This window comes from Pseudonocardia sp. DxW, from assembly GCF_058448985.1.
In genome coordinates this window covers 31,942-50,400 of sequence record NZ_JBZFLK010000018.1, presented here as the reverse complement: position 1 = coordinate 50,400, position 18,459 = coordinate 31,942, and the positions used below count along the sequence as shown (strand labels likewise).

Below are 18,459 nucleotides of genomic sequence, written 5' to 3'. Positions count from 1 at the left end.
GTCGGGGTGCGGCGCCATCGGGGGCCGCCCCCGACGCGGAGGCAAGGTCGTGTCGGGACACTAAGCGGGGACCTCGGCACTTCCGTCGGTGAGGTGGGCTCGCAGTTCGCGCTTGAGGACCTTACCGGCGGCCGACAACGGCAGCGCATCAGTGAACGACACCGACCGTGGCGCCTTGTACCCGGCGATCCGCGTCTTCGCGAACTCCCGCAGCTCGCCGTCGGCGACCGTGCTGCCGGGGCGCAGGACGACCACGGCGTGCACCCGCTCGCCGTAGGTGTCGTCCGGGACACCGACGACCGCGCAGGTGGCGACTGCCGGATGGGCGGCGAGGACGTTCTCCACCTCGGTGGAGTACACGTTCTCCCCGCCGGTGATGATCATGTCCTTGATCCGGTCGACGAGGTACAGGTAGCCGTCCTCGTCGAGCCGGCCGCCGTCGCCGGTGTGCATCCACCCGTCCCGCAGCGCGTCCCGTGTCTCGTCGGGCCGGTCCCGGTAGCCGCGCATCACGTGCCCGCCCCGCACGACGACCTCACCGACACCGCCGGTGGGGACCGCGTTCCCCTCGGGATCGACCACGCGCAGCTCACTGTGTGCGGTCACCCGCCCGGCCGAGCGCAGCCGGGGCGACCCCGGCCGGTGGTCCTCGGGCGGGAGGATCGTCGCCACCGGGGACAGCTCGGTCATCCCGTACGTCTGCACCAGCTCGATCTGCGGCAACCTCGCCATCAGCCGCTCCAGCACGGCGTCGGAGATGGGCGCCGCGCCGTAGATCATCCGGCGCAGGCTGGTGAGGTCGGCGTCGGCGGCACGCGGGTGGTCGATCACCATCTGAGCCATGGTCGCGACGAGCAGGACGTCGGTGACCCGGTGCCGCTCCACGGTCTCCAGGAACTCGACGGGACCGAACTGCGGGATCACGACCTGGGTGTTGCCGGCGACGCCCTGGGCCACCCAGCCGGCCAGGTCACCGAGGTGGAACATCGGGGCCGCATGCAGCATCGATCCGCCGGGCGTCACGAACCGGGTTGTCGCCATACACCCGTAGGCGGACGTGAGCAGGTTGGCGTGGCTGAGCACGACGCCCTTGGCCCGGCCGGTCGTGCCACCGGTGTAGAAGATCGCGGCGGCGGCGTCGCCGCCGCGCCGGGAGTCCGCCACCGGCTCGTGGGCGGCGATCAGGTCCTCGTAGGCGTGGGTTCCGTCCGGTGCCGGCCCGTCCCCGCAGTGGACCACGTGTTCCAGTTGCGGACAGGCCCGGCGCAGGTCGTCGACGACGGGCAGAAAGGTGTCGTCGACGAACAGGATCCGGGTGTCGCAGTCGTTGAGCGAGTCCGCGATCTCGGCCGGGCTCCACCGGATGTTGACGGTGTTGATCACGCCGTCCGCCCAGCAGGTCGCCCACAGGTACTCGAGGTAGCGGTCGGAGTTCAGCGACATCATCGCCACCCGCGCCCCGTCGCGGACCCCGAGGCCCCGCAACGCGCCGGCGAGACGGGCGATCCGGTCGGTGCTCTCGGCGAACGTGCGGATCCGGTCGGAGTGGATCGTCGCGATCCGCTCGGGGGCCCGCTGGGCGGCCCGGTGCAGTCCCTGCGTCAGGTACATCGTCCCGTCGCCTCCCGCTCAGCCCGCAGCGACGGCGGCCGGCGCCAGGCGGGCGAAGGCCTCCAGCTCGCGCGGGATGTCCGGGCCGGCGGGCTGGAAGACCACCTCGGTCACGCCGGACTCCGCCAGCTGCCCGAGGCGGGCCCGCAACGTGTCCGCCGTGCCGGTGAAGGTCAGCGCCTCGACCGTCTCCCGGGGGATCATCCGGTCGTCGTGCTCGGAGACCTCCATCAGGTGCCCCTTGTGCAGCAGGACGTGGCGCTCGTCCTCGGTCAACCCGTCGATCACCTTCCCCCAGTCCGGGCCGTTGGGCAGGGCGGCCAGGTCGTAACCCGCCTCGTAGTACAGGTGGTAGATCACCACGGCCGCGTGCCCCGCGGCGAGCCACACCCGGTCGGACGTGACGCTCTCGCCCTCGTCGAGCACGGTCCCCAGCGCCCAGCGCGCGGCGTTCGCCCAGCCCGATCCCGGGTCGGCGTTCACGGTGAGGATCCCGTCGGCGTGCTCGCGGGCCGCCGCGATCCCCTTCGGACCTTCGGCCGCCATGTACACGTCGAACTCGATGGGCAGCGGGGGCAGGTACCCGGTCGCATGCATGAGCCGCATGCTGCGGCCCTCCCATCGGACCGCCTCGCCGCGCAGCAACGCCTTCAGCGCGGCGACGTACTCGGCCACCTCGGCCCACTTCATCGGCTTGTGCCCGAGCGCGCGCAGGCCGGTGAAGCCGGTACCGACACCGAGGGTGAACCGGCCCGGCGCGATCGACTCGATGGTCGCGATCGCCGACGCCGTCGCCATCAGGTGCCGCAGCCTGGGGACCGCGACCCCGGTGGCCAGGCCGATCCGGTCGGTTCGGTCGGCAGCGCGGGCGAGTGCCATCCACGGGTCCAGGCAGAGCGCGGGCGAGTCGTAGACCCAGGCCCGGGTGTAGCCGAGCTGCTCGGCGAGCTCGATGTGGTCGGGGGTCGCAGCGCCGGTGTAGAAGGCGCAGGAGAGCTTCGGTACGGGCATCGTCGGCCGCCTCCGGTGTCGGGTCGGGATCAGGACTGCGTGGCGCCGCAGAGGGCGAAGGCGACGACGAAGGGTTCCGTGCCGTCGTTGAACCAGGCGTGCGGGGTGCCGTTCTGGATCAGGGTGTCACCGTGTGACACCCGCACCTCGACGTCGTCGAACCGCAGGACACCCGCGCCGGCGACGACGACGATGTAGTCGACCGTCTGTGTGACGTGCGCGCCCGGCTGTTCCGGGAACGCGAAGGTCGCTGCCGCACCGGGCAGCTTCTCCTCGATCTCCGCTGCGGCAGCGCCCAGGTCGGTCGACTCGTCCGGCACGTAGGTGATCCCCGGTGGAACGGACAGGAAGCCGAACCTCAGTCCCGGGTACGGCGGGAAGAACGTCGCCTTGTGGTCACCGGCCGACGCGTCGGTCACCGGCAGGGCCGCCCCGTCGCTCTCCCAGACCCGCACGATCTCCACGCCCGGCAGCAGCGCGACCGTGGTGGGCTCGACGGGCCCGTCGTCCAGAACGGCCGTCCGCCCCGTCGCGTCAGACCCCATCACGACCCTGCGCACCTTCATGGCCCAGTCCTCCCTGCGGCGACCGACCGTCGTCGAACCCGCTGGGGAGCGGGCCAGGGTCGATCGATTGTCCATCAACATTAGTATGATCTGGCTAACTACTCACTGATAACAGCAGGCAGCATCAGCTTGTGTCAAGCATGTCCATGATGATTTGATCGGATCAGAAGGCGTGAGGAGTACACCGTGACCACCAGACCCGCTGTCGAGGACCGCAGGCACTTCATCGAGGCCGTCCGGACCTTCGCCCGGCGCGAGTGCGGGACGCGCGAGCAGCGGGCCGCACTGACCAACGGCGGCACCGAGGCCCACAACCAGGCCGTCAACCGCGCACTCGCCGAGCTGGGCTGGAGCGGCGTCGCCATGGATCCCGAATGGGGCGGCGCGGGAGGCGGCGTCACCGACGCGTGCCACCTGCTGGAGGAACTCGCCCACGGCAAGGTCCCGGTGTTCGGGCTGGGGATTTCCATGATCGTCGCCCGGACGGTGCAGGAGTTCGGCACCGATGCCCAGCGCGCGGAGATCGTCGGTGGCTTCTGCCGCGGCGACGTGTTCTCGGTGGCGATGAGCGAGCCCGACTCGGGGTCCGACGTCGGCTCGCTGACCTGCCGTGCCGAGCCGGTCGAGGGCGGATACCGGATCAACGGCCAGAAGACGTGGATCTCCTGCGCGCACTACGCAGAGAAGATCCTGCTGGTCTGTCGCACCGAACCCGCGGGCGACAAGCACGAGGGCATATCCATGCTGCTGGTCCCCACGGACACGCCCGGCCTGTCGATCCGTCCGATCGAGACGCTGGGCGGCCGCGAAGTCAACGACCTGTACTTCACCGACGCCGTGGTCCCGGCCGACGCCCTGGTCGGAACCGAGGGCGGAGCCTGGCGGCAGCTCATGGCCGGGCTGAACTTCGAGCGGGTGCTGTGCGCCGCGATCTTCCTCGGCAATGCCGGAGCGGCCTTCGACGACGCGCTGGACTACGTCGGCACCCGGGAACAGTTCGGCCGTCCGATCGGGTCCTTCCAGACGATCAAGCACCGCATCGCCGATCTCGCCACCGAGCTCGAGTGCTGCTCGCTGCTCGTCTACGACGTGGCCCGCAAGGTCGACGAGAATCCGGGCGGAGCGCTGTCCCGGGAGGCGTCCATGGCGAAGCTCAAGGTCACCGAGACCGCGAAGCGGATCAGCATCGAAGGGATGCAGATGATGGGCGGGGCGGGCTACACCACCGAGTACGACATGGAACAGCACCTGCGGCGCAACATCGTCTCGACCGTCTTCGCGGGGACCAGCGAGATGCAGCGGGAGATCATCGCGAGGGCGTACCGGCTGTGACCGCGGCGCGACCCGAGACCGGCGGGCCGATCCGGTACGAGCGACCGCTCCCGCACGTCGTGCGGATCGTGCTGGCCCGGCCGAACACCCGCAACGCCCAGAACCGCGAGATGCTGCACGCACTCGACGACGCCTACGCCCGCGCGGTCGGCGACCCGGACACCCGGGTGATCGTCCTGGCCGCGGACGGCCCGGACTTCTCCTCCGGGCACGACCTGACCGAGACCTGGGACATGACCGAGGTGTCGCCCCGGACGCTCACCGGCGGGTTCACCGCACCGGGCGCCGAGGGCTGGTTCGCGACCGAGGAGGAGCTGTTCACCGGGCTCTGCCTGCGCTGGCGGGACCTCCCCCGGCCGGTGATCGCCCAGGTACGGGGCCGGGTCGTCGCAGGTGGCCTGATGCTCGTCTGGCCGTGCGACCTGGTGGTGGCCGCCGACGACGCGACCTTCGCCGATCCGGTCGGCGCCTTCGACGTCAACGGCGCCGAGTACTTCACCCACCTGTGGGAGCTCGGTGCGCGCCGAGCGAAGCAGCTCCTGTTCACCGGCGAGGCGATCACTGCCAGCGAGGCGCAGACGATCGGCATGGTGAACGAGGTCGTCCGGCCCGACGAGCTCGAAGCGGCGACGCTCGACCTCGCGGCACGGATCGCGCAGCGGCCGCCGTTCGGGATCCGGCTGGCCAAGCGCGCGATCAACCAGGGCCTGGACCTGCAGGGGCAGCGCTCCGCGATCGAGGCGGCGTTCGGGCTGCACCACCTCGCCCACACCCACAACCGGGTGCTCCACGACGGGCTCGTCGACCCTGCCGGGGCCGCCGTGATCCGTGCGTCGACGACCCGTGCCGTCCCGCGCGCCACGCCTGGCGGCACCCCCGACCCGATTCCCGAGAGCCCGGAGGGCGACAGCCGATGACCGACCCGCGCACCCGCGTGGACGAACTCGTCCACCGTTTCACCCGCCCCGGCTCGTCCGCGGCCGATCTGCTCTGTGACAGCCATCCCGCAGACTCCGTGGCGTTCACCGTCATCGAGCCCGACCTGAGCTCACGGGACATCACCTACGGTGAGCTGCGGGCGGAGTCCACGAGGTTCGCGGCAGGCCTGGCCGGGCTGGGCGTCGGACCCGGCGACGCAGTCGCGGTACTGATGGGCCGCTCCGCCGAGCTCGTCGTGGCCCTCCTGGGGATCTGGCGTCGCGGCGCGATCCACGTCCCGCTGTTCACCGCATTCGCACCGCAGGCCATCGAGCTGCGGGTCGGTTCCAGCGGGGCGAAGGTCGTCGTCGCCGACGCCGACCAGTGCGGCAAGCTCGACGGATTGCCGGGCACGCGGGTGGTCGTCGCCGGGGCCGGCGGGCACGGCCACGACGACTTCCACGAGCTCCTGGCCCGGCACGACGGCGCCGGAGCCCCGCCCGCAGCCCTCGGGCCGGACGGTGTGCTGATCGAGCTGTTCACCTCCGGCACCACGGGCGCCCCCAAGGCCGTGCAGGTCCCGGTGCGGGCGCTCGCCGCCGTCCTGGGCTACCTGGAGTTCGGGCTCGACCTGCGTGACGACGACGTCTACTGGAACGCCGCCGACCCCGGCTGGGCCTACGGCCTGTTCTACGCGGTGCTCGGCCCGCTCGCCGCACGGCGCCGCAGCCTCCTGCTGCACGCCGCCTTCGACCCGGTGACCACCTGGGGCGTCCTCGAACGGTTCGAGGTCACCAACTTCGCCGCCGCACCGACGGTCTACCGCAGTCTCAAGGGGGCCGACCATCCGGTCCCGTCCGGTCTCGCGCTGCGGTGTCTGTCGTCAGCCGGCGAGCCCCTCACCCCGGACATCCCGGCCTGGACCGGGTCGGTGCTCGGCGTGACCGTGCGGGACCACTACGGTCAGACCGAGCAGGGCATGATCATCGGCAACGGCTGGGCGGACACCGTGCGCGAGCCGATCCGCGCGGGGTCGATGGGCCGGCCGCTCCCCGGCTGGAGCGCCGCCGTGCTCGCCGACGACGGCACCACCCCCGCACCGGCCGGAACGGTCGGCCAGGTCGCGGTGGACACGGCGAACAGCCCGCTGGCCACCTTCGGTGGCTACGCCCGGGCGTCCGGGACGTCCCGGTTCAGCGACGACGGTCGCTGGTACCTGACCGGCGACACCGCCACCCAGGACGAGGACGGCTTCTTCCGGTTCTCGGCGCGGGACGACGACGTGATCATCATGGCCGGCTACCGGATCGGGCCCTTCGAGGTGGAGACCGTCCTGCTCGGGCACCCAGCGGTGGCCGAGGCCGCGGCCGTCGGGCGGCCGGACGAGCTGCGCGGCGAGGTGCTGGAGGCCCACGTCGTGCTCGCACCGGGCGCCGAGGCCACACCCGATCTCGAGCGCGAGCTGCAGCAGCTGGTCAAGGACCGGTACGCCAGGCACGCCTACCCGCGAGCCGTGCACGTCGTCGACGGGCTGCCGAAGACCCCGAGCGGCAAGATCCAACGCTTCCTGCTCCGGCAGGGCGGCTGACGTGGGCGACCGCCGCGGCCCGCTCGCCGGGACCCGGGTCGTCGAGCTCGCAGGCATCGGTCCCGGCCCGCACGCCGCGATGGTGCTGGCCGATCTGGGTGCCGACGTGGTCCGGGTCGAGGCGCCGGATGACCGGCCGTTCCTCGACCCGGACATCGATCCGGTCCTGCGGGGCCGCAGCAGGGTCACCGTAGATCTGAAGAGCACCGCCGGACGCGACGCGGTACTCGCGCTCTGCGCGCGGGCGGACGTGCTCGTCGAGGGCTACCGCCCAGGGGTCGCCGAGCGGCTCGGGGTGGGGCCGGAGGACTGCCGGGCAACCAACCCGAGACTGGTGTACGGCCGGATGACCGGCTGGGGACAGGACGGGCCGCTGGCCCGGCAGGCCGGGCACGATATCAACTACATCGCGCTGACCGGTGCACTACACGCCATCGGCCGCGGCGGCGGTGAACGGCCGGTGCCACCGCTGAGTCTGGTCGGCGACTTCGGCGGCGGCTCGATGCTGCTGGTCACCGGGGTCCTCGCCGCACTCGTCGAGGCCGGTACCTCCGGCCGGGGCCAGGTCGTCGACGCCGCAATGGTCGACGGCACCAGCCTGCTGCTGCAGACGGTGTGGGCGATGCGCGGCCAGGGGCTGTGGAACGACGTCCCCGGCGGCAACCTCATCGACGGTGGCGCACCCTTCTACGACACCTACACCTGTGCCGACGGACGGTTCGTCGCCGTCGGGGCGATCGAGGCCCGGTTCTACGCGCAGCTCCTGCACGGCCTCGGCATCGACCCCGCCGGGCTCGGTCCGCAGCTCGACGCCCGGTCCTGGCCGGAGACCAGGGCCACGATCGCCGAGGTCTTCCGCTCCCGGACCCGTGACGAGTGGACGGCCACCTTCACCGGCACCGACGCCTGCGTCACGCCGGTGCTGAGCTTCGCCGAGGTCACGGCCGATCCGCACATGGCCGCACGCCGGACCGTCGTCGACTCCGCGGCCGGGCCGCAGGCGGCGCCGGCGCCGCGGTTCTCCCGCACCGAGACAGATCCGCAGCCGGGCCCCGCCGCGATGGCCGGTATCGACGCGATCCTCGCCGGGTGGGACGACACCGGTTCGCCCGGCTGAGCCACAACCCTGACGCTGTTCGGCACCGGACCGCAGGCCGCCACGCTGCGGGAGGAGGCCGACATCCGCGACGCGCCGGTCTCCGGGCGCTCGCCGACGTCAACCCGCTGCATGCCGTACCGGCCGGGGATCCGCCGGTCCGTCGTGACGGGCGGCGGGTGTCGCCATCGGCCGGATGGCGTGGGAGGACCTGGCCATCGCCTCGGCGCTGCGGAACGCGGTTGCGCTGGCGGCCGGTTCCCGAGGGTTTCGGCGCCACGGACCGGGCCGGCTCACCCCGCGCGCCGCGCCCCGGACGTCGCGAGCTGCGCGCCGAGCAGGGCATTGAGCTGCTCGGGTTTCTCCACGTTGAGCAGGTGCGCGGCGCCGTCGACGATCTCGAAACGCCCGTCCCGGACGCCGTCGGCGATCACCCGGACCATCTCCGGCGGAGTCGCCGGGTCCTCGGCTCCGGCGACGGCGAGAACGGGGACGCCGATCCCGGGGAGCCGCCCTCGCACGTCGAAGCCGGCGATGGCCTCGCAGCAGGCGGCGTAGCCCTCGTCACCGGTCGCGCGCAGCATTCCCAGCAGCCGTTCCGCCTCGTCGGTGCCGGCGAACGAGTGCACGAACCAGGTACCGGGGCGGCTGCCGAGCATGGCCTCGGTCCCCTCCTTCCGGACCGTGGCGGCCCGCTGCGGCCAGCTGTCCGGATCGGCGAAACGGGCCGCCGACGCGATCACGGTGAGGCCCGTTGCCCGGCCGGGGTGGTCGAGGGCGAGTTGCAGTGCGATCGCACCGCCGATGGACACACCGACATGGTGAGCGCGCTCGATGCCGAGCCGGTCCAGCAGGGCGACGACGGCGTCCGCGAGATCGGCCATCGTGCGCGGGCCGTCCGGGGCGGCGCTCCCGCCGTGGCCGGGCAGGTCGTAACGGACGATCCGGAACCGGTCGACGAAAGCGGCGACCTGGGCGTCGAACAGGTGCAGGTCGGTGCCCAGCGACGGGCCGAGCACCAGTACGGGCGCGTCGTACGGGCCGTCGATCCGGTGGTGCAGCGCGATGCCGGTGGTCATGCGAACTGTCTCCCCGGGTAGGTGGCGGCGGCCGCGGCGACGGTGAACCGGCCGTGGTCCCAGCCGTCGGTGATCGGGACGAAGTAGTCGAACGAGACCTGCTTGCTCAGGTAACGCCAGACGCCACCGTCACGGCGAAGCCGGTCGGTGTAGCGACCGGCCGCGATGTGCGGAACGCCGTCCTGAACGCACGGTTGCCAGAGGAACGACCGCGCCCGGGCGACGTCCGGGCCCTCGAGTTCGATCTCGAGGTTGGTCACGTGGTGCCAGAACGCGGTGAGTCCGGAGTCGGCGAGCCCCGCGAAAAAGGCGCGGAGCCGATCATGGCCCTGGGCGCGGGACAGCCCGACGAACTCACCGTCGACGGTGAACAGCGAGACCAGGGTCGCCCAGTCACCGTCGTCGAGAGCCCGGCAGTACCGGGCGTCCAGATCCCGGATCGCCTCGAGCGCCTCCAACCGGACGACCCGCTGCTCCAGCTCCGCCGCGGTCACCGCTGCACCTGCAGGTCGGAGGGATGGGTGGCCAGCGGGGTGACCTTGATCGTCATGTACGGGAACAGCGGCAGCGACGACAGCAGGTCGTGCAGCTCGTCGCCCGACCCGACGTCGAAGATGCTGATGTTCGAGTACTCACCGACCACCCGCCACAGGTGCGGCCACACCCCGGAGCGCTGCAGCTCCAGCGCGCGGGCCTTCTCCTTCGTGACGATCTCGGTACGCAGTTCGGGATCGAGGTCGTGCGGGATGGCGACATCCATCCGGACGTGGAACAGCATGGTCACTTCCTCCGGAACGCGCGGACCCTGGCGGGATCGAGCTCGACACCGAGTCCGGGGCCGTCGGGCAGGTGCAGTCCGTCCGCGTCGTAGACGAGGGGTTCGACGAGCATCTCCTCGGCCATCAGCAGCGGGCCGAACAGCTCACTTCCCCAGGGCGTGGCGGGGCTCGCACAGGCGGCGTGCAGCGACGCCGCCGTACCGACCGGACTCTCGATCGAGGTCGCCGCGTAGCAGGGGATCCCGGCCGCGGCCGCGACCTCGGCGATCGCACGCCCGGCCCGCAGTCCGCCGGACTTGGTGGTCTTGACCGCGAAGATGCCGGCCGCACCGGCCGTCGCCAGCCGGATCGCGTCGGCCGAGGTGCGCAGGCTCTCGTCGGCCATGACCGGGATCGGCAGGGCGGCGGCGACGGCCGCCATCCCCTCGACGTCGTGGCCGGGGAGCGGTTGCTCGACCATCTCGACGCCGGCCGCGGCCAGTCCGGGCAGGTGGGACAGCGCGGTCAGCCGATCCCACCGGGCGTTGATGTCCACCCGGACGCCGGCCACCCCGGCCAGCTTCTCGGCGACCTTCACGATCCGGGTGACGTCGTCGGCGGGGTCCTGCTTGCCCATCTTGAGCTTGAACGAGCTGTGCAACCCGGAGTCGAGCTTGACCAGGGCCTCCTCGACGACTGCGTCAGCGGGTTCGGTCCCCAGCGCCCAGGTGACGGGCACCGCGGTGCGGGCGGCACCACCGAGCAGCACGTGTACCGGGACGCCGAGGTGCCGGGCCCAGGCGTCGTGCAGGGCCACCTCGACGGCCGTCTTCGCGAACAGGTTCGCCGCCACGACGTCCGCGATGTCACGCAGGATCATCGGGATCTCGTCGACCCCGCGACCGAGCAGGACCGGGCCGAGGTAGCGCTCGACGATCAGCTGCATGGTCTCGACGGACTCACCGCCCCACCACGGGCCGCCCGGGACGACGCCCTCCCCCACGCCCGTCACGCCGCCGGCGGTCCGGACGAACACGTAGAGCACCGGCTGGGCGTTCATGCCGGCCCGGGCGAACCGATGGGCACGACGCAACGGGATGTCGACGATCACGGTCTCGACCTGGTCGATCCGCATGTCGCTCATGGACCTTCTCCGTTCTCACCGACGGCGGGCACAGCAGCCGGGCCGGTACCGGGACCGGACGTCGACCGTCCCCGGTACCGGTCCGTCACGCCGGTTCCAGCGTGAAGTCGTACTCGACGGTGCAGGTCCCGTCGCCGGTGTCGACCGGGTCGAGGACCAGCTCGGGCTTGGTCGCCGAGGCGACGTCGCTGTCAAGCCACTCGCCGCCGCGGAAGTAGAGCTGGGTGGTGACGGTCCGGTACCCGGGAGCGCGGACGAGCAGGTGCAGGTGCGCGGGCCGCCAGGGGTGCCAGCCCGCAGCTTCGATCAGCGTGCCGGTGGGGCCGTCGGTCGGGATCTGGTACGGCGCCGGCTCGACGGTGTGGATCTCGAAACGGCCCTGTCCGTCGGCCACGACGACACCGCGCAGGTTCCCGTCGGGCAGGTGCGGGGCGAAGCCGGAGTAGTAGCCCTGGTCGTCGGCCTGCCAGATGTCGATCTCGGCGCCCGGTAGCGGTTCGCCATCGATGCCGCGGACCTGCCCGCTGAACACCAGCTTGGTGCCCTGCTCGTCCGCGCGCTGCGGGAGCGTCGCCGGTGAGGTCGACCGGGCCTGGCCGGGCAGGTAGTACGGGCCGAGGATGGAACCCTTGGTCCCGTCCTGGTCGGCGGCGGCCACCTCCTCGACGACGTGCTCGACGAAGACGTCGAGCAGCAGCGGCCACTCGCCGCCCTCCCCGACGTCGATCAGGTACTGCTTGGCTGCCTGGAACTCGTCGTAGGTCACCGACTCCGTGCGGATCGTCCGGTGGATCCCCGCGAGCAGGGACGACACGACAGCGGAGACCCGCTCGGGCGGGACCGCAGGCGCACCGGGCGTCGCGGCCCGTCCGGCCCGGAACGCCTCGGTGGCCGAGCTGCCGGAGCCGGCGGCGGTGGGTGAGGACTGTGTGGTGGTCATGGTGGGTTCCTCTCCGCTGTCAGCGGTGACTGAAGATCGACACGTCGTCGTTGCCGATCAGGTCCGGGACTGTCCAGCCCTGGAGGTCGTACTCGGCCAGACACTGGTCGGCGAAGCCCTTCATCGCGTCCGCTGCGCCGGACATCTGGGCGTCCATCAGCATCTCGGCGCGGACGCCCTCGTGGTTGCCGGCGTAGTTGCGTTCGTAGAGCTCGTGGCGGCCACCGAACTCCGAGCCGATCGAGTCCCAGATCAGCTTCATCAGCTTGACCCGGTCGACGGCGTCGTAGCCGTTCGACCCTCGCACGTACTTGTCCAGGTAGGGCCGCACCTGGGCGGAGGCGAAGTCGGCGGCGTGGCTGGGCAGGTAGATCAGCGAGGACCCCAGGTCCTGCATGATGATCTCGCGGACCCGCGGGTAGCCGACGGTCATGAACCAGCGGTAGGCCATCCCGTACTCGTGCCTGGGCAGCAGGGTCCCGTCGATCCACTCCTCGGGGTTGCCGATCATCCCGTCCGAGAGGCCCCAGAACAGGTTGCGCCACGCGATGACCTCGCCGACCCGGGTCTGGATGCCGCGGAAGTCCTGGGTGCCGGTGACCTCGAGACCCTTCATCAACAGACCCGCGATGAAGTCGAGCTTCACCGCCAGCCGGGTGACGCCCTGGAAGGTGAAGCGGTGCAGGAAGCCCGATGCGGGGACGAAGCTCGACGCCTTCTCCGTGTCGCCGTAGACGAAGACGTTCTCCCACGGGATGAGGACCCGGTCGAGGACGAAGATCGTGTCGTTCTCGTCCAGCCGGCTCGACAGCGGGTGATCGAACGGGCTCCCCGTCACCGCTGCCGTGTGCGAGTACGACGAGCGGCAGATCAGCTTCATGCCGGGCGCGCCCATCGGGACGGTGCAGACCAGGGCGTACTCCCGCTTCTTGATCGGCAGGCCGTAGTGGGCAAGGAAGTTGAAGTGGGTGATCGCCGACCCGGTGGCCACGACCTTGGCACCGGAGACGATCAGGCCGTTGTCGGTCTCCTCCTCGACGTGCATGAACACGTCGGAGACGTCGTCCGGGTCGCGATGCCGGTCCACCGGCGGGTTGACGATCGCGTGGTTCCAGTAGAGGACCTTCTCCTGAGACTCGCGATACCAACGCTGGGCGTTGTCCGAGTGCGGTGCCCAGAAGTCGGGGTTGGCACCGAGGGTGCCGAGGAACGCAGCCTTGTAGTCGGGGCTGCGCCCCATGAAGCCGTAGGTCATCCGGGCCCACTCGGCGATCGCCGCCTGGTCCTTCCGCATGTCCTCGATCGAACGCGGCGCCCGGAAGTAAGGATGTGTGACGCCGCCGCTGCCGGTGTCGGTCGGGACCGTGAGCACGTCCCGCTTGTCCGGATCGTGCAACGAGTCGTAGAGGCGGGCCGTCATCCGGACCGCGTTGCGGAACGCGGGGTGGGTGGTGACGTCGTCGACCTTCTCGCCGTGGAGGTAGATCTCGCGGCCATCGCGCAGGCTCTCGATGTACTCGTCACCGGTCAGCGGCCGGGTGACCGCGCCGTTCCTGCCGTTCGTGCCGGTCGGTACCGCGGTGTGGTCCTGCTGCAGGGTCATCGTCGACTCCGTCGTCTGTGTGAAGGTGGATGAACGGTCGGGCCGGGTGGGCGATCAGGACCGGCCCGCCGTGGGCCGGGCCGCGAGGAACGAGACTCCCCCGTCCGGCCCGTCGGCCGAGTCGTCCCAGAGCAACGGGTCGTGGTCACCACCCAGGTGATGGAACTGCCCGGAGTGGAACAGCAGCGGCCGTCCCCCATGGATGTGGAACTGCTGGACCTCGCCCAGGTAGAGGACGTGGTCGCCGCCGTCGTAGGCCCGCCACGGCGTGCAGGAGATGTGCGCGAGGGTCCCGGCGAGCCGCGGCGCACCGCAGCCGCTGTCCGCGGCCCAGCGAACCTCCTGGTTCGGGCGGCCGGCGAAATGCAGCGCGAGTTCCTTCTGCGCGGACTCGAGGACGTTGACCGTGAACGGCCGCGACTCGATCACCCCGCACAGCCGGGAGCGACGGTCCAGGGACACCAGTACCAGCGGTGGATCGAGGGACACCGCCGTGAACGCGTTGACCGTCGCCCCGTGCGCGGCACCGTCGGGGGCGTGACAGCTGATGATCGTGACTCCGGTGGTGAAGTGTCCCAGGCACCGGCGCAGCTCGGCAGGATCGATCGACATTGACTCACCTCCATGTACGCTCTGCGTGCATGTTGCACGCTGTGCGTACATCGAGCAGAGTGCCGGGTTCCGGGCGATCCGTCAACCCTCGACGCGGGCGCCCGCCGTGCCGCACATCGAGGCGAGGCGCCGATGCGGGAGGATGCGCAGGTGGACGACGCCGACGCCGGGCCCAGGGACCGGATCCAGAGCATCGAACGCGGTTTCGCCGTGTTGCTGGCCTTCGACGACGAGCACCGGACTCCGAGCCTGATGGAGATCGCGCACGCGACCGGGCTGTCCCGGCCGGCCGTGCGCCGGATCCTGCTGACCCTGCGGCACCTCGGTTACGTGGAGCCGACGACCGGCAGCCACTGGCGGCTCACGCCCCGGGTGCTGACCATCGGCCAGCACTACGTCACGTCGAGCACGGTGGTGGCGGTGTCCGAACGGCACATGAGCCGCCTGGTCGAGGAGACCCAGGAGTCGGCCTCGCTGTCCGCACTGGACGGTGACGAGGTGGTCTACCTGGCCCGGGTGCCCGCGAAGCGGGTCCTGAACGTGAGCGCGACCGCCGGGACCCGGGTACCGGCACACGCGACCTCCATGGGCCGGGTGCTGCTCGCGGCAGCACCGTCCGACTTCGTCGAGCGCTACCTCGTCGAGCCGGGCCTGGCGCCGCTGACCCCGCACACGATCACCGACCACGGCCGGTTCCGCGCGGAGCTCGCTCGGGTGCGCGAGCAGGGCTGGTCACTCGTCTCCGAGGAACGCGAGCGCGGGCTCATCGCGGTGTCCGCGCCGATCCGGGACCACACCGGCCAGGTCGTCGCAGCGCTGTCGTCGTCCAGCTCGACCGGCCGCACGAGCCCGGAGCACATCGAACGACATGTCGTGCCGGTACTGACGCGGATCGCGAAGGAGATCAGCGCCGAGCTGGGCGCCTGATCCCCCGCCTCGCCGATGGTCCTGGGATCGGGCGCACATTTCGTCCGACGATCCCGCAGCCCGGCGCTCCCGTACGGCCCCACGACACGCCGGCCCGCCGGCGACGCGCTGCGGCAGGCCCGAATTGTCGGTCCCGGGCGGCATCCTGGTCGGTGATCGTGAACGACGACCGACGGGACGACCGTGACCGAACCCCTGCGCGCCGGAGCCCACGAGAGCCTGCGCACCACGGCTCTGGACGCGGCGCTCGATGCCTCCGGGTCCGGTCTCGACCCCCGCTGGGCGCCGGTCGGGAGCGCCGAGCAGCCCCGCGTGCTGGCCCGGCACGTCGCCGCGGCGGTCGAGCGGGCGCTCGCCGACCGGTCCCCGGAGCAGCGCGTCGCGCTGGTCAACCGCCTGGTCGAGCTCGCCGAACGGGCGCCGGAGGACACCGTCCACGAGGACCTCGAGCAGCTGATCGCGCTCACCAGGGAGGTGGCGGTCGGGCACTGGGAGGTCCGGGCCCCGATCACCCCGCTGTCCGAGGCCGCGTTGTTCACCAACGCCGCCGGGGAGCCGACGCTGCACACCGCACTGCAGTCGGAGCTGTCCAGCGTCGACCGGGTGGATCTGCTGTGCGCGTTCATCCGCTGGCACGGCATCCGGCTGCTGGAGCGCGAGCTGGATCTGCTGCACGAGCGGGGCGTCCCGTTCCGGGTCATCACGACGACGTACATGGGCGCGACCGAGCAGCGCGCGGTCGACGAGCTCGTCCGGCGGCACGGCGCCCAGCTCAAGATCAGCTACGCGAGCGCGACCACCCGGCTGCACGCCAAGGCGTGGCTGTTCCGCCGGAACACCGGTTTCGACACCGCGTTCGTCGGCAGCTCGAACCTGTCCCGGTCGGCGCTGGTCGACGGCCTGGAGTGGAACGTGCGGTTGTCCTCGGTCGCCACGCCGGACCTGATCCGTAAGTTCACCTCCACGTTCGACAGCTACTGGTCCGCGGCGGACTTCGTCTCCTACGACCCGGCGATCCCCGCCGACTCCCACCGGCTCGCCGACGCGCTGGGCCGGGACCGCACCGACAGCACCCCGCTGACCGGCCTGGAGGTGCGATCCTATCCGCACCAGGAGCAGATCCTCGAGGCGCTCGACGCCGAGCGGACGGTGCACGATCGGCACCGCAATCTCGTCGTCGCGGCGACCGGGACCGGCAAGACCGTCGTCGCCGCGCTGGACTACCGGCGGCTGCGCGAGCGGCATCCCCGGCTGCTGTTCGTCGCGCACCGCACCGAGATCCTGGAGCAGTCCCGGCGCACCTACCGGGCGGTGCTGGCCGACGGCGCGTTCGGCGAGGTGTTCGTCGGCGGGGCCCGGCCGCAGCGCTGGAACCACGTGTTCGCGAGCATCCAGTCGCTGGCCGCGTACGGCGTGCACAACATCCCGCCGGACCGGTTCGACGTCGTCGTCGTCGACGAGTTCCACCACGCCCGGGCACGGACCTACCGGGCACTGCTCGACCACCTGCGTCCCGCGGAGCTGCTCGGCCTCACCGCGACCCCGGAGCGGTCCGACGGCGTCGACGTCCGGGACCGCTTCTTCGACGGCCGCAGCGCCGCCGAACTGCGCCTGTGGGACGCGCTGGCCGCCGACCTGCTGGTGCCGTTCCACTACTTCGGCATCGCCGACGACGTCGACCTGCGCGGCGTCGAGTGGAAGCGCGGCAGCTACGACGTGACGTCGCTGGACGGCATCTACACCGGCAACGACGCCCGGGCCGCCAAGATCATCCGGGAGACCCGGGCGAAGGTCGCCGACGTGACCGCGATGCGCGCGCTCGGGTTCTGCGTCTCGGTCGCGCACGCCGAGTACATGGCCCAGGTGTTCACCGCGGCCGGGATCCCCAGCGCGGCCGTCACCGGGCGGACCGCCGCGGACGACCGGGACAGCGCGCTCCGCCGGCTGCGGGACGGGGAGCTCAGCTGCCTGTTCGCCGTCGACGTGTTCAACGAGGGCCTCGACGTCCCGAGCGTCGACACGGCCCTGCTGCTGCGCCCCACCCAGAGCGCGACCGTGTTCCTGCAGCAGCTCGGCCGCGGTCTGCGCCGGGCCCCGGGCAAGGCCGTGCTGACCGTGCTCGACTTCATCGGCCAGCACCGCCGCGAGTTCCGTTTCGACCTCCGCTACCGGGCGCTGACCGGGAGCAGCCGGTCCGGCGTCGTGCGGGACGTCGAGGAGGGCTTCCCGTTCCTGCCGTCCGGTTCGGCGATGGTGCTCGACGCGGTCGCCCGCGAGATCGTGCTCGACAACGTCCGCAGCCGGGTCCGGCTCCCCCGGCGCGCGCTGGTCGCCGACGTCCGCGCGCACGGCGAGACCGCGCTGGGCCGCTACCTGCGCGAGTCCGGCGGCGAGCTGTCCGACGTGTACCGCGGCAAGGGTTCGTGGGCCGCGCTGCGCCGCGACGCCGGGTTCACCGTCCCGGCCCCCGGTCCGGACGAGACCACCCTGCTGCGCCGGCTCGCGACCCTCACCCACATCGACGATCCGGAGCGGGCCGAGGTCTACACCCGGATCGCCGACCCGGACGGACCCGCCTACGCCGAGCTGACCGACCGGGACCGACGGCTGGCCAGGATGTTGTTCTTCCAGCTGTGGCCCGACCGCGGCGGGTTCGACGACTACCAGGACGGACTCGACCACCTGCGCCGGCATCCGGCGGTGTGCGCGGAGATCGGCGAGCTGACGGCGTACACCCTCGACCGGGCACGGCACCTGCCGCGCCCGCTCGGCGAGGGTCTGCAGCACGTCCCGCTGCGCAGCCACGCCCACTACCGGCGCGAGGAGATCCTGGCCGGGCTCGACTGGGCCTCGATGCGCCGCAAGGCGGCCGGTCACGCGAGCGGCGTCGTGTGGGCGGACGAACCCCGGGTGGACGCGCTGCTGGTCAACCTGCACAAGAGCGAGCGCGACTTCTCCCCCACCACCATGTACCGGGACTTCGCCGTGACCCCGGAGCTGTTCCACTGGGAGTCGCAGAACGCGACGTCACGACAGAGCGGGACCGGGCGCCGCTACCTGGGACACCGGGCGCAGGGCAGCCACGTCGTCCTGTTCGTCCGCGACGCACCGTCCGACGACATCGGCGAGGGTGCACCGTTCCTCTGTCTCGGCGCCTGCGAGTACGTGTCCCACCAGGGCAGCAAGCCGATCGCGATCACCTGGCGGCTGCACCGGGCGATGCCCGGTGAGACGTTCCGGGCGGCGAGCGTCGTCGCGTCGTGAGCCGGATCCG

At 71.6% G+C, this 18,459-nt stretch carries 16 protein-coding genes; 6 read left to right on the top strand and 10 right to left on the bottom strand.

Translation table 11 applies throughout. From position 1 onward, the window contains the following. Window positions 1–60 precede the first annotated feature (60 nt). Genes ACVJO7_RS24870 through ACVJO7_RS24860 form a run of 3 tightly spaced genes read right to left on the bottom strand, consistent with a single transcriptional unit; the run spans window position 61 to window position 3,188 of the window. On the bottom strand, window positions 61–1,611 hold the full coding sequence (locus tag ACVJO7_RS24870; protein WP_491674884.1) for a long-chain-fatty-acid--CoA ligase: 1,551 nt from the start codon (window positions 1,609–1,611) through the stop codon (window positions 61–63). Between the two features lie 18 nt (window positions 1,612–1,629). Beyond that, a complete protein-coding gene (locus ACVJO7_RS24865; RefSeq protein WP_491674883.1) occupies window positions 1,630–2,622 on the bottom strand; it encodes an LLM class flavin-dependent oxidoreductase in 993 nt (330 codons plus the stop codon). Window positions 2,623–2,651: 29 nt separating this feature from the next. Continuing rightward, window positions 2,652–3,188, bottom strand: coding sequence for a cupin domain-containing protein (locus ACVJO7_RS24860; RefSeq protein WP_491674882.1), 537 nt, complete (start codon window positions 3,186–3,188; stop codon window positions 2,652–2,654). A 186-nt stretch (window positions 3,189–3,374) separates the two neighbouring features. Between ACVJO7_RS24860 and ACVJO7_RS24855 the strand changes: the two genes are divergently transcribed. Genes ACVJO7_RS24855 through ACVJO7_RS24840 form a run of 4 tightly spaced genes read left to right on the top strand, consistent with a single transcriptional unit; the run spans window position 3,375 to window position 8,143 of the window. Then, the gene (locus ACVJO7_RS24855) at window positions 3,375–4,520 is read left to right on the top strand and encodes an acyl-CoA dehydrogenase family protein (protein WP_491674881.1); all 1,146 of its coding nucleotides are present in this window, start codon (window positions 3,375–3,377) and stop codon (window positions 4,518–4,520) included. Beyond that, the gene (locus tag ACVJO7_RS24850; protein WP_491674880.1) at window positions 4,517–5,437 is read left to right on the top strand and encodes an enoyl-CoA hydratase; all 921 of its coding nucleotides are present in this window, start codon (window positions 4,517–4,519) and stop codon (window positions 5,435–5,437) included. The genes ACVJO7_RS24855 and ACVJO7_RS24850 overlap by 4 nt, the downstream gene beginning before the upstream one ends. Continuing rightward, a complete protein-coding gene (locus tag ACVJO7_RS24845; protein WP_491674879.1) occupies window positions 5,434–7,026 on the top strand; it encodes an AMP-binding protein in 1,593 nt (530 codons plus the stop codon). The genes ACVJO7_RS24850 and ACVJO7_RS24845 overlap by 4 nt, the downstream gene beginning before the upstream one ends. Before the next feature lies 1 nt (window position 7,027). Further along, entirely contained in the window at window positions 7,028–8,143 is a 1,116-nt protein-coding gene (locus ACVJO7_RS24840) for a CaiB/BaiF CoA transferase family protein (protein ID WP_491674878.1), read from the top strand. Window positions 8,144–8,415: 272 nt separating this feature from the next. On the opposite strand, the gene pcaD is transcribed toward ACVJO7_RS24840, so the two are convergent. From pcaD to ACVJO7_RS24805, 7 genes are all read right to left on the bottom strand, one after another. Beyond that, on the bottom strand, window positions 8,416–9,201 hold the full coding sequence (pcaD, locus tag ACVJO7_RS24835; RefSeq protein ID WP_491674877.1) for a 3-oxoadipate enol-lactonase: 786 nt from the start codon (window positions 9,199–9,201) through the stop codon (window positions 8,416–8,418). Beyond that, entirely contained in the window at window positions 9,198–9,695 is a 498-nt protein-coding gene (locus tag ACVJO7_RS24830) for a nuclear transport factor 2 family protein (protein WP_491674876.1), read from the bottom strand. The genes pcaD and ACVJO7_RS24830 overlap by 4 nt, the downstream gene beginning before the upstream one ends. Beyond that, window positions 9,692–9,979, bottom strand: a complete 288-nt coding sequence (catC, locus tag ACVJO7_RS24825; protein WP_344025919.1) for a muconolactone Delta-isomerase — start codon at window positions 9,977–9,979, stop codon at window positions 9,692–9,694. Before catC ends, ACVJO7_RS24830 begins: the two co-directional genes overlap by 4 nt. Window positions 9,980–9,981: 2 nt before the next feature. Further along, on the bottom strand, window positions 9,982–11,103 hold the full coding sequence (locus tag ACVJO7_RS24820) for a muconate/chloromuconate family cycloisomerase (RefSeq protein WP_491674875.1): 1,122 nt from the start codon (window positions 11,101–11,103) through the stop codon (window positions 9,982–9,984). An 85-nt stretch (window positions 11,104–11,188) separates the two neighbouring features. Beyond that, complete coding sequence (gene catA / locus ACVJO7_RS24815; protein WP_491674874.1) at window positions 11,189–12,043, bottom strand: catechol 1,2-dioxygenase; 855 nt, start codon at window positions 12,041–12,043, stop codon at window positions 11,189–11,191. Between the two features lie 19 nt (window positions 12,044–12,062). Beyond that, window positions 12,063–13,646 carry a 4-hydroxyphenylacetate 3-hydroxylase family protein gene (locus tag ACVJO7_RS24810; protein ID WP_491674873.1) on the bottom strand — a complete coding sequence of 528 codons (1,584 nt, stop codon included), beginning with the start codon at window positions 13,644–13,646 and terminating at the stop codon, window positions 12,063–12,065. A gap of 54 nt (window positions 13,647–13,700) precedes the next feature. After that, entirely contained in the window at window positions 13,701–14,258 is a 558-nt protein-coding gene (locus tag ACVJO7_RS24805; protein WP_491674872.1) for a flavin reductase family protein, read from the bottom strand. Window positions 14,259–14,408: 150 nt separating this feature from the next. Between ACVJO7_RS24805 and ACVJO7_RS24800 the strand changes: the two genes are divergently transcribed. Then, on the top strand, window positions 14,409–15,185 hold the full coding sequence (locus tag ACVJO7_RS24800) for an IclR family transcriptional regulator domain-containing protein (RefSeq protein ID WP_491674871.1): 777 nt from the start codon (window positions 14,409–14,411) through the stop codon (window positions 15,183–15,185). A 183-nt stretch (window positions 15,186–15,368) separates the two neighbouring features. Continuing rightward, window positions 15,369–18,449, top strand: a complete 3,081-nt coding sequence (locus ACVJO7_RS24795; RefSeq protein ID WP_491674870.1) for a DEAD/DEAH box helicase — start codon at window positions 15,369–15,371, stop codon at window positions 18,447–18,449. Window positions 18,450–18,459: the final 10 nt, after the last annotated feature.

What these genes read in the sequence shown, in the direction of transcription:
- ACVJO7_RS24870 (WP_491674884.1), bottom strand. Translation starts at nt 1,611, where the DNA reads ATGTACCTGACGCAGGGACTGCACCGGGCCGCCCAGCGGGCCCCCGAG.
- ACVJO7_RS24865 (WP_491674883.1), bottom strand. Translation starts at nt 2,622, where the DNA reads ATGCCCGTACCGAAGCTCTCCTGCGCCTTCTACACCGGCGCTGCGACC.
- ACVJO7_RS24860 (WP_491674882.1), bottom strand. Translation starts at nt 3,188, where the DNA reads ATGAAGGTGCGCAGGGTCGTGATGGGGTCTGACGCGACGGGGCGGACG.
- ACVJO7_RS24845 (WP_491674879.1), top strand. Translation starts at nt 5,434, where the DNA reads ATGACCGACCCGCGCACCCGCGTGGACGAACTCGTCCACCGTTTCACC.
- pcaD (WP_491674877.1), bottom strand. Translation starts at nt 9,201, where the DNA reads ATGACCACCGGCATCGCGCTGCACCACCGGATCGACGGCCCGTACGAC.
- catC (WP_344025919.1), bottom strand. Translation starts at nt 9,979, where the DNA reads ATGCTGTTCCACGTCCGGATGGATGTCGCCATCCCGCACGACCTCGAT.
- ACVJO7_RS24820 (WP_491674875.1), bottom strand. Translation starts at nt 11,103, where the DNA reads ATGAGCGACATGCGGATCGACCAGGTCGAGACCGTGATCGTCGACATC.
- catA (WP_491674874.1), bottom strand. Translation starts at nt 12,043, where the DNA reads ATGACCACCACACAGTCCTCACCCACCGCCGCCGGCTCCGGCAGCTCG.
- ACVJO7_RS24810 (WP_491674873.1), bottom strand. Translation starts at nt 13,646, where the DNA reads ATGACCCTGCAGCAGGACCACACCGCGGTACCGACCGGCACGAACGGC.
- ACVJO7_RS24805 (WP_491674872.1), bottom strand. Translation starts at nt 14,258, where the DNA reads ATGTCGATCGATCCTGCCGAGCTGCGCCGGTGCCTGGGACACTTCACC.